This window comes from Thermoplasmatales archaeon, assembly GCA_026127925.1.
GTDB lineage: Archaea > Thermoplasmatota > Thermoplasmata > Thermoplasmatales > Thermoplasmataceae > JAKAYB01.
Window position 1 is genome coordinate 79,306 of record JAJSLM010000007.1, and the last position, 10,857, is coordinate 90,162.

General features: G+C 39.7%; 10 protein-coding genes. 7 read left to right on the forward strand and 3 right to left on the reverse strand.

What is annotated here, in order from left to right; translation table 11 throughout:
* Positions 1–17: 17 nt before the first annotated feature.
* Positions 18–503: a hypothetical protein gene (locus LVQ96_07220; protein MCW6170946.1), complete on the reverse strand. Its 486-nt coding sequence runs from the start codon at positions 501–503 to the stop codon at positions 18–20.
* A 124-nt stretch (positions 504–627) separates the two neighbouring features.
* On the opposite strand from LVQ96_07220, the gene LVQ96_07225 reads away from it, so the two are divergent.
* A complete protein-coding gene (locus LVQ96_07225; protein MCW6170947.1) occupies positions 628–1,980 on the forward strand; it encodes a dihydrolipoyl dehydrogenase in 1,353 nt (450 codons plus the stop codon).
* Between the two features lie 141 nt (positions 1,981–2,121).
* Complete coding sequence (locus LVQ96_07230; GenBank protein ID MCW6170948.1) at positions 2,122–2,631, forward strand: regulator; 510 nt, start codon at positions 2,122–2,124, stop codon at positions 2,629–2,631.
* Between the two features lie 78 nt (positions 2,632–2,709).
* Here the strand turns inward: LVQ96_07230 and LVQ96_07235 are convergent, their stop codons facing one another.
* The gene (locus LVQ96_07235; GenBank protein MCW6170949.1) at positions 2,710–3,855 is read right to left on the reverse strand and encodes an MFS transporter; all 1,146 of its coding nucleotides are present in this window, start codon (positions 3,853–3,855) and stop codon (positions 2,710–2,712) included.
* 145 nt (positions 3,856–4,000) lie between these two features.
* On the reverse strand, positions 4,001–5,116 hold the full coding sequence (locus LVQ96_07240; GenBank protein ID MCW6170950.1) for an NAD(P)/FAD-dependent oxidoreductase: 1,116 nt from the start codon (positions 5,114–5,116) through the stop codon (positions 4,001–4,003).
* Between the two features lie 266 nt (positions 5,117–5,382).
* Here LVQ96_07240 and LVQ96_07245 point away from each other — a divergent pair, with 266 nt between their 5' ends.
* From LVQ96_07245 to LVQ96_07265, 5 genes are all read left to right on the forward strand, one after another.
* On the forward strand, positions 5,383–6,465 hold the full coding sequence (locus LVQ96_07245) for a glucose 1-dehydrogenase (protein MCW6170951.1): 1,083 nt from the start codon (positions 5,383–5,385) through the stop codon (positions 6,463–6,465).
* Positions 6,456–7,319, forward strand: a complete 864-nt coding sequence (locus LVQ96_07250; protein MCW6170952.1) for a bifunctional 5,10-methylenetetrahydrofolate dehydrogenase/5,10-methenyltetrahydrofolate cyclohydrolase — start codon at positions 6,456–6,458, stop codon at positions 7,317–7,319. Before LVQ96_07245 ends, LVQ96_07250 begins: the two co-directional genes overlap by 10 nt.
* A 294-nt stretch (positions 7,320–7,613) precedes the next feature.
* A complete protein-coding gene (locus tag LVQ96_07255) occupies positions 7,614–8,342 on the forward strand; it encodes an NAD+ synthase (GenBank protein MCW6170953.1) in 729 nt (242 codons plus the stop codon).
* A gap of 3 nt (positions 8,343–8,345) precedes the next feature.
* Positions 8,346–9,659, forward strand: a complete 1,314-nt coding sequence (locus LVQ96_07260; GenBank protein MCW6170954.1) for a cation:proton antiporter — start codon at positions 8,346–8,348, stop codon at positions 9,657–9,659.
* Positions 9,660–9,668: 9 nt separating this feature from the next.
* Positions 9,669–10,520: an aldo/keto reductase gene (locus tag LVQ96_07265; GenBank protein MCW6170955.1), complete on the forward strand. Its 852-nt coding sequence runs from the start codon at positions 9,669–9,671 to the stop codon at positions 10,518–10,520.
* Positions 10,521–10,857: the final 337 nt, after the last annotated feature.

Below are 10,857 nucleotides of genomic sequence, written 5' to 3' on the forward strand. Positions count from 1 at the left end.
TTGGTTTCATGAACGGATTATTTTTCTAGTTCTTCTACAGCTTCGCAAAGTTTCATCCGTTCGTTGGAATAACTCTCCTTTATCTTATCCTCTCTGAATCTTACGGTAGAATATATCGGGGCGCTTTGTGAATAGTCTTCCTGGACTGAGGCCATCGTACCTATAAAGAGTGAGTGATCAGGAAGGGAATTGTTAAAGGAGCTCAGTATAACCAAACTAAAATCTGCTGCCATGTAAAATGAGGATGGTGGAACCGTAAAAGCGATCGTACCTTTGTGTCTCTCCTTAAGGTTTTTTGTAGTTTGAGAGTTCGAATAAAGCGAAATGTACAATGAATGAGTCTTGGATATAACCGTCTGAAATGGTGATAACATTGCGAAATGTGGTCTTCCATCGGAGCTTATCGTAGAGATGAAAATTCCAATATCTAGTTCTTCGTCAGATTGGCATCCCAATATATTCTTGACTTTCTCCGGAATTTTTCCATGAAGATCAACAGACATATCTCTCCTAATGTTGTTCGCTCTAAAATTATTTCTCTGCTCTAAAGTTATTAACGAAATCAGCGTTACGTCTGATCCTCTTAATTTTACATTAATTTATTAATGGATAGCGTAATTTGCAAAGATGGATCACTACGATGTTATAACAATTGGAGCTGGAGGAGCGGCTTACCCTGCGGCTTTTACACTTAAGCGTTCTGGACACACAGTTTTAATGATAGACAAAAAGGGCGTCATGTCCGGGAACTGCCTTTCTGAGGGCTGTGTACCGTCCAAAGCGATCATAGAAAATGTACATAACTATGTCAAAATGAGGCGGTTTGGCAATTATTCGTTGGATTACGCAAAGCTTGTAGAACTCAAAGATCATGTTCAGAATGTGCGATATGAACAACACACAGAAGAATTGTCTAAGGCAGGCTTGTCTATAAAAAAAGGCACTGCCCGATTAGTTGATGATCACACTGTATCCGTCGATGATGGTACAGGTATGGCTAGGTATTCAGCAGATCACATAATAATCGCATCGGGATCGGATACATTCATTCCAAAGTTTCCCGGGGCAGAATTCGCTGTGACAAGCTCCAGTTTTTTTTCGATCTCTCCAAAAATCAGGCATCTTCCAAATAGTATAGTTATCATTGGAGGCGGGTACATCGGAATGGAAACGGCATCATTTCTTTCGATCCTTGGTACGAGAGTCTATGTGATAGAAATGCTCCCGAAACCTCTTGCTACTCTGGACCCTGAACCAGTAAATGCTCTCCTGACTCTTCTTCCTGGATACGAATCTTACATGAATTCCACAGTCAAATCTATAGAACGCATCGTCGATGGATATCGAGTCAATTTCGATCACGGCGGAAGCATGGATCATATAGATTCTGAATTTGTAATGCTGGCAGTTGGGCGAATACCCATTTTCCCAGAAGGCACGGAAGAATTAGGTGTAAGATACCAGAAGCATGGAATAATAGTTAATAATGGAATGCAAACGAGTGTCAAGAATATATACGCTACGGGAGATGTAAATGGTATTACCCCTCTGTTTCATGCTGCAAAACGGCAATCGCTTGTAGCAGCAAACAATATTATGGCCGGAGATAGACTTGTTGATTACTTTGATCCTCTCTCTGTTCCTTTTACAGTTTTCACTATACCACAACTTTCTTTTGTAGGTATTCTTCCAGAACAGGCAAAAAAGGAAAACATAAAATTCACAACCGCAGAGTTTTCTCTTGACCATGATGCGATGGCCCAGATAAACGGCGAGATGGTAGGAAAAATTAGGCTCCTTGTTGACGCGAGAATGAAGATAATAGGCGGATATGCCATAGGAAACGATGCTGGGAATATCATAAATGAGATTGCCCTTGCCATTTCCAAAGGACTCAGCATTCGTGATTTCGCCGAGATGGCGCATCAGCATCCTATGACTTTTGAGGAACTTGACAGTATCGGCAGACAGTTCTATTGAAAGTCTATGTCTTTGTTTTGTTTGCCGTATAATATTTTCTGTTCAAGTTGAATATTGCTGGCGATTTAATTCTTTCAAAAATAATATATTTACTTTGCTTCAAAACAACCAAATATTTAAGAAAGATTACAATCATTCGATATGGCATCCATTCAAGACCTGATAAAGAAAAATTTTTCAGATTTTCCTGCACAGAGAAGGGTCGTAAACAAGATTTTGGAATACGGTCTGTCCATTAGGTTCGGGAAAATGTACTGTAATGATATCCAGATAGAGTTCGGTGCAATTGGTAAGGTATGTGACGTTGATCCGAGGATCGTGAAGGATACGTGCGAGAGGATATCCGATGACGAAGAGATGAGTAATATATTCGGAAAGTTCAGATCGATTATGAATCTTAAGGACGTAGCACCGGATCTTGGCCTTGGGGAAATAGTTCTGATTCCAAAGGATGCAAAACAACCGGGCATACTGGCGTCTGTAAGTCAAGTGATTTCCGCGGAAGGAATAAGCATTAGGCAAGCTATCGCAGACGATCCTTACATAACGGCAGATCCTAAATTTTACATAATAGCGGATTCCCCGATTCCTTCTGAACTCTTAACCAAGTTAAGGAAACTTGATGGGATACGCAGTATAACGATCTACTAGTCGGCTAAGTTTTTCGCTCTTGTGCTTTCTTTTGATTATGATCTTACCGGGAAAGACAAAAATTTCAGATTCAATGGTTTAAGGATCTTTAAATGAATGATATGAACTGTAAAGCAACAAATCGTACACAGCTTTAACGGTACCAGATACAAAGAACATTAAAGGTGGAAAAGTGCTGATCAGTAAACCGCTTATTCCTGGTCCCGGTATCTGAGACCCGTTTCTTATGCTAATAAATATTGAGTTGCTCCGTATTCTGGATTCCTTGCTGATTATTGTGTTTGTAAAGCTATCTCGGGCGGGCACGTCCATCTGACTGGTAGTCTGTCTAAGGTAAAGAAAGATCTCTGCAACTGGCAAATAGTGAATCACCGGGATCAAAATCAGGAACATGTTGCTTACGAGATGAGTAAACACCATTGTTCTGACTAATCCAATTCTATTAGAAATCTTTGATGACAAAATTACAGAAATTGCAGTAACTATGGAAACTATCAAGAATATTATACCTGCAGTGGAAATTGCGATGTCAAATGTTACCCTGAACCAAAGTACAATCAGGGACGTGGTGATCATTCCTCCACCTAAAGCATCAATAGCAAAGAGAAATCCGAGCTTTCTTACGTTCGGTTTATCAGGGTCCTTTACTGGCGATCTACCCCTTATTCTCTCCATCGAAGGGAATCTTATTACTGCGTATGGAACAGATTGGAACAAAGCCACGATCATGGAGACAAAGAATAGAAGTTTGAAATTATAGCCAACCATTATAATCAAGCCCGCTGCCAAGGCGCTTGCGGCGTATGAGCCGAAATTGTAGTAAGAGAATACTAAATTCTTCTTTCTCTGGTTTGTTTCAAAGTGGCTTATAGCGTACTGTTCTATCGATCTATTGGCGGTAAAATCCTTTCCTGAAAGCGAGGTCCCGGAAATCAATAGGGCAATTATATACGCAGTTATGCCACCAATGAAAAAGAGTATCGCAAGTGTAATAAAAAGCAAAACAGAAAGGATTAAGACTCTTTCTTTCAACGGAATTTTCAGGAAACTGAACAGGTATACAAAAACCATAGTTACAGCGGCAAATGCCAAAATTAAAAGCCCTATCTCTATAGCATTGAGTCCCAGCTCAAGAAGATAGAATGGCGATAGGATTGCCAAAATCGTGAAAATAAAGGATCGGATCGAAGCATTGAGTGAAAGCAGATAACTCTCGCGGGCCATTATATTCAACCATAATAGTATGCTATAATTAATAATAACTAGTTCTCATCTTGCGTGTGTCAATAAGTTTTGTACCGTAACGGACGCCTAGACGTACTCTTACTCGAATTCGCACGGGCTCAGAACTATTTTCAAACAGCAAGATTCAGGATTTAATTTCTGTTTCATACATTTCCGAAACATATTTTCCTATGGCTGGCGCCGAGGTAAGTCCAGGTGATTCTATGCCGATCAGGTTGAAGAAACCAAATAGATCATTATTAACTTCGTGAGCGATGATAAAGTCTTTAAAGCCACTTTTATCCTTTTTTATTTGCGGTCTTATCCCTGAAGAATCAGGGCTGATATCATATTTATCAATAGATGGCATGAAGTTTCGTACAGAATTCGTGAACTCATTCTTGTCAGATTCCACTCTGTAATCTATGCTGTCAACATAGTATGCGTTTGGTCCCATTCTTACAGATCCCGAAAGATCAGGTGTGAGATGGATGCCTAAACCTGGGAAGGAAGGAACTGGGTATACTGGTATCCGAACAGGCTTTGCTCCATTTATTCTGAAGTAGTCACCCTTGCATAATTGTATTTTGTATCCGAGTTTGTTAACATCTAGCCCGATCATGGCCGCAACTTCATCCGAATGGAGGCCGGCACAATTTATGACCGTTTTTGATCTTAAGGTGAACGGTTCTCCAGAGCTGAGACCGGTCAGTTCGTATTCTGAATCGACCTTCCTGATAGAACTTACTTCAGTATTGGTGACAATTTCCGCTTGATTATTCACAGCTTTTCGGTAAAACAGGTTAATCAAATCGAAAGGCTCCACTATTCCCGTAGAAGGAGAATAAATAGCCCTTTGTGCCTCTATGTTCGGTTCCATGGATCTGATCTCTTCTTTGTCGAGGTACTTAAGATTCTCTACGTTGTTGTCCTCTCCGTTTTTCATAAGGCGTTCAAGTTCAATTATTTCATTCTCGTTATTCGCGACTGTTAATTTCCCGAGTTTCTTGAAAGGTATGTTGTATTCATTGCATAATTCGTAAATCATTCTGTTTCCTTCAACTGCTAATCTGGCTTTAAGGGTTCCTCTTGGATAATGGATCCCTGAATGTATCACACCGCTGTTATGGCTACTTGTTTCCATGCCCACCATTTTATTTTTATCGAAAACAAATATGCCTTCATTGTTTGTTGAAAGTTCAGCTGCTATGGCAAGACCAACTATGCCACCACCAATTATTACGATGTTGGAATGTTCCATTGGAGTCTTAAGAGAATAAGTAGTAATAAATAATTTTGTATATATGCGGTGAGTTGAGTTTGTCTTAATGAGGCTTCATATGCATTTGAACCGTTGCATGTATCAGGTAAGTACATCTGGTGGTGCACTAATTTAATGGTGGTCCTGAGTCAATAGTCCTTAAAATAACTGAAATTGTTTCTGTTCCAACAATCATTGCATTGTTTTTAAACAGGTAGACGGCGTTCAACGAGCACTTGTTATATATTCTGTAAAGATACGCGATCATGAAAGTGGATGCCATAACAACGGAACCGCCGAAATGGGGAGTAAAATACGAGCAAATCGATGTCGATGAAAATTTGCCTATCAAATTGAAACCAATATACACTGGAATATGCGGAACTGATAGGGGAATAGTTTCAGGGTCGCTTCCGTTTGCTTATGCGCCACGCGGGGAACAGAAATTGATCTTAGGTCATGAATGTCTGGCTAAAGTTATTGAAGCCGAGGATAACGATCTGGGGATTAAAAAGGGCGATTATGTTGTCCCGGTTGTTAGACGTCCGGGCAAATGCGTTAATTGCCTTATAGGTCGTTCAGATAATTGTTCAGATGGTGAAAAACACGAAGCGGGAATAACCGGACTTAATGGTTTCATGAGATCGGAATTCCAGGATTATCCTCAGAATCTTGTTAAGGTAGAGGATCCAGATATAGTCAAAGTAGCAGTTTTAACTGAACCCTTAAAAAATGTCAGAAAAGCTTTCGAAATGTTTGATATAGTATCAAGAAAGTCCGTTTTTACGGATGCAAACGGAGCATATGATGAAAAAAGGTCTTTAATAATAGGAACGGGAAATGAAGCATTTCTTTATGGTCTGACATCAAGAGATTATGGTTTCCAGACTTACATGACTAACAGACATCCTGAGACAGAATTTAAACTTGGGATGATGGACAAAGCGAACATAACTTTTTATGATTACACTAAAGATGTATTAAAGGAGAAGAATGGCTTCGATCTTGCTATAGACACAAGTGGCGATCCGGGAACAATCTTCAGATTTATCAGGAAAATGAATAACAATGGAATAATGATCTTGTTTGGAACAAACAGTAATGCTCCAGCATCCACTTTCGATGGTTCAGACATCGATTATATAATTGAGAGGAACATAACGATAATGGGTTCTGTAGATGGTTCAAGAGTACATTACGAAAAAGCACTGCAGGATCTCACTAGGTGGAATTATCAATATGGAGACCTAGTACCTAATATGATTACATCCAGAGTTAAGCCTGATGACACGGATATCTTCTTACACAAGAAGTCCGGAGAGGTTAAAACCGTTATAGAATGGAGTTGATAACTATTCTCACCGGAATAATATCCTCAAAACAAATTGCGACAAAAATTAAAGCAGATATAAAATCTTCTGTTGCATCATTAAAAAATTCAGGTATTTCCCCTTGCTTGGGAATTGTGAAGATAGGAGAAGATCCAGCTTCGGAGCAATACTTTAATGCTAAAATAAAAAGAGCTTCTGAATTTGGAGTGGAAACAAAGATTCTGATGCTCGAAAGCGATGTTTCCCAGGAAAGAGTCAATTCCGAGGTGAGAAAGATCGCTCTTGATCCTGATGTCCATGGAGTAATCGTTGAGTCGCCCGTCCCAAAACATCTTAATTATCACGAATTCATCAACCTTATACCGCCTGAGAAGGATGTTGACGGAGTAACATACCTAAATCTTGGAAGGTTGATGTCAGGGGAGGGCAGTCTAAGACCAGCCACTGCGGCATCTGTCATGGAATTTATTTCTGAAATCGGGATTCTGCAGGGTTCGGTTATTGCAATAATAAACAGAACTCTAACCGTTGGCAAACCACTTTCTATGATGCTTCTCTCGAATAATTTTACTCCCTTGGTATGCCACAGCAAAACCTTAAGATTGAAGGATCTCTGCCGGTCTTCTGATGTCATAGTTACAGCTGCCGGCAAACCCGGATTGATCACGACTGATTTTGTGAGACCAGAAAGCGTTGTAATTGATGTGGGGATAAATGTTGTGGGTGATAAGATTGTTGGAGATGCGGATTTTGAAGGTATAAAAGATAAGGTTTCAGCGATTACACCAGTTCCGGGTGGGGTAGGTTCGCTGACATCTCTAATGATATTTAGGAATCTTGTTGACGCCATTAATATGCAAGGATTGGTTTGATCTTTCCGAAACCTTCGTTTTTTATTGGCTGCTCGAAGTTTCGCAAAATGGTACGTCTAGGCGGCGTAAGGACAACTATTGGCCATAATCACTCTGTTCACAAATTAACACAGTTTATGTGAACTACGAAAAAGTCCATCCACTCGATCCTTGAATTCATTGTAATGGCACTCAATTGTTTTAAAGATCTACTTTACAAGCAGAATAGGATTCCATTCAATAATTTTGAGCTTTCAATTGATACTATAAATTGACAAGCTTTATTTATGGACAAGATATAATTGTCAGACATCAATGGATGCAGAACAAGAAATACAGAGAATCACCAAATTCCTGAGAGAATTCGTTGGCAGCAGAAACGCAATAGTTGGTTTAAGCGGTGGAATAGATAGTTCAGTGACGCTGATGCTCCTTAAGAAATCTATACCGCATTTTAAGATTTTTCCATTTTTTATGCCTTCTGATACGACACCAAGATCAGACTATGATGACGTCTATGATCTTGCCAGCATTGCGAATGTAAACCTTACAACTATTGATATAACACCGATATTTGTACAGTTCCAGAAGTCTCTTGGGGCTAGCGACATTTCTGCTTTGGGAAACATAAAAGCAAGAATTAGGATGAGCATCCTTTATTATTTTTCGAATATACACGATGGGGTTGTTATTGGTACGACTAACAAGACAGAAAACTATCTTGGATACTTTACAAAATTTGGAGATGGAGCATGCGACGTGGAACCCATAATTCACCTACTGAAACGGGATGTGAAACAACTTGGTGAAAGCCTTGGTGTTCCGCAGAATATCATAAATAAAAAACCATCTGCAGGTTTGTGGGAACATCAGTCCGATGAGGATGAGCTTGGAATGACATACGATCAGATGGATCAGTCGGTAGAAAACCTGTTTATGAAACACCGAGATCCGGTAAGTGAAGTAGATCGTAAAGTTCTTGAACTGTACCAGAAAACTAAACATAAAAGAAATTTTCCAGTATCACTGGAGGAAGAGAAATAGGAAATGGTTTTCAGTATAACAACAGAGTATTACCAATTAAGTTTAATATTGATACTGGCAGCATTTGCTATACCCATTGCCAGAAAAATCTCAGTTGTAGATGTGCCAATTCTAATAATCATAGGTATATTGTTCGGTCCGGCTCTGGGTTTGATTAAATACGAATACGCCAGCTCTTTTATGCTTGATTTTGGAGGTTTTGGTTTCGGAATACTGGGGATCGTATTCATTCTCTATTTCGAGAGTCACCACATGGACTTGAAGGCAATAAGAAAATACTTCGCCAAGATCGTTTCTTTAGATACTATCGGTGTCATAGTTACTGCACTTTTGGCAGGTCTTATCTTTTCATATGTATTCAAAGCCCCATTCTCTGTCGGATTCCTCTTCGGTGCAATAATATCTCCCACTGATCCTGCTACTCTTATTCCACTCTTCAAGAAAATCCATGTAAAAGAAGAGATCTCAAGTACTATTATAGGGGAAAGCATGTTCAATGATCCCATAAGTATCGTGCTGGTATCTATCGCTCTTTTCATAGTCGATCCTGCATCTTCATATTCCGCATTCTTCTCCACCTTTGTTTCTCATATCGGCCTCATTCCTGGATCGGTTCTCGAGTTTCTTGTTCAGATCATAATCCCTGCTTTAATTGGAATTGTGGTCGGTGTTCTTGTTATAGTCATCAACAAGATTATGAATTTCGAGAATCTCGTTGTAGCGTTTATGCTTGGCATAGTGATTTTAGAATTCATCGCGCTACAGGCGTCAAAAATAACGCCATTCCCGGCCGTTATAGCTACGGGAGCAATTATCGGGAATTTTTCAGACAAGACAATCTTTTGGAATCGCGAAACCGCATTCAGCGAGAACCTGGCCGTTCTTTCCGAGGCTATTATATTCATTGCTATTGGTGGAATGCTGTTAAGGTCAGATATCGTTGATTATGTGTTATACGGTCTCCTTTTCACTGCAATGCTGCTTCTGGTGGTTCGCCCTGCTGCTGTTCTGGCTTCCATGGCACCATTTTTTGGGCATAGGCAAAAGATTGATAAAGCTTCCATGGCTTTTTATTCTGCCGTGGGTCCGCGTGGCATTGTTTCGATAGTTCTTTCAGTACTTCCACTTAGCATTGGACTATTAACACACAACGTGTATTTGCTAACATACGGGCCCATAATAACCGTAATAACGTCCTTCATAGTCTTATTTTCTATAATATTGAATACCCTTTATGTTCCATTTATGTCAAGGATGAAACTGTTCAGGCAACGTTCTATTGAGGAAGGAAATTTACTTCCAGGTAAAGAATCATGAGGTTAAAACATGATAGAAAAAAAGGAATTTGGTAAGACAGGATTTTCTGTTTCGAGAATAGGTATGGGTACGTATTACGACCCTTCGTGGATCGTAATGGACAAGGCATTTCATATAAGGCCAAACGAAGACAGAAGAGTGAATGCTATAAAGACTGGGTTGGAACTTGGTTTGAATCTCATAGATACTGCTGAGATATATGGAACTGAACGACTGGTTGCTAAAGCAATAAAGGGATATGACAGAAACGATCTTTTTATAGCAACAAAGGTTTTTCCAAATCATTTCTCCTTTGAGAAGGTTATAAATTCGTGCGATCACAGTCTGGCTGCTCTGGAAACGCCGTACATTGATCTATATCAGTTGCACTTTCCCAGCAAGAAATTCTCAATAACTGAGACGATGCATGCTATGGAAAAGCTGGTGGATGACGGGAAGATTCGCTATATAGGGATTAGCAATTTCGGTCTTGAGCAAACCAAGGAAGCGATAGCTGCTCTGCGGAAGTACGAGATAATTTCCACGCAGATGGATTTCAGCCTGCAGAAGAGAGATATCGAGAATGATCTGATACCGTTTTGTAGGGAAAACAACATTGCAATACTGCCATATTATCCGCTAGGACATGGCGATCTAACCAAAGCATCTGCATATCCATCAGAGGCCTATAATGAGATAATAGCAAACCATGGTAAGGTATCTCCATCCCAGATCGCACTGAACTGGTTTCTTACAAAGTACGACTTCGTTTTTCCAATACCACGCGCATCTAACCCGCAGCACGTTATTGAGAATGCAAATTCTATGGGTTGGAAACTTTCTCAAAAGGAGATTGCACTACTAGAAAACTCGTTTAAGTAACGGTAAAAATTTGTAAGCTTTTTGATGTTTACATTTCCTAACTTTTGGGAAGAAGATCGTAATTCAATGAATATTACTATTTTGCCCCACCAATTGTGGGATGAAATCGTTTCAAATGGTTAATCTTCTCCTTGTAATTTCTAGAAATGATCATGCAATAAAGCTCTATCTTTTCAGAGAGTAACCGAGGCAGAGCCGCATCAAAGATAGTTTAACATTTGCGAGCGGGAATTCCCTTTTCGCAAGATAGGGGATGAAAGCGAGCGAAAAGCTTATAGTATATGGAGTATAATGGTAACTATGTCTTATGAACTGGACAAAGGTGCACATTCTGTAT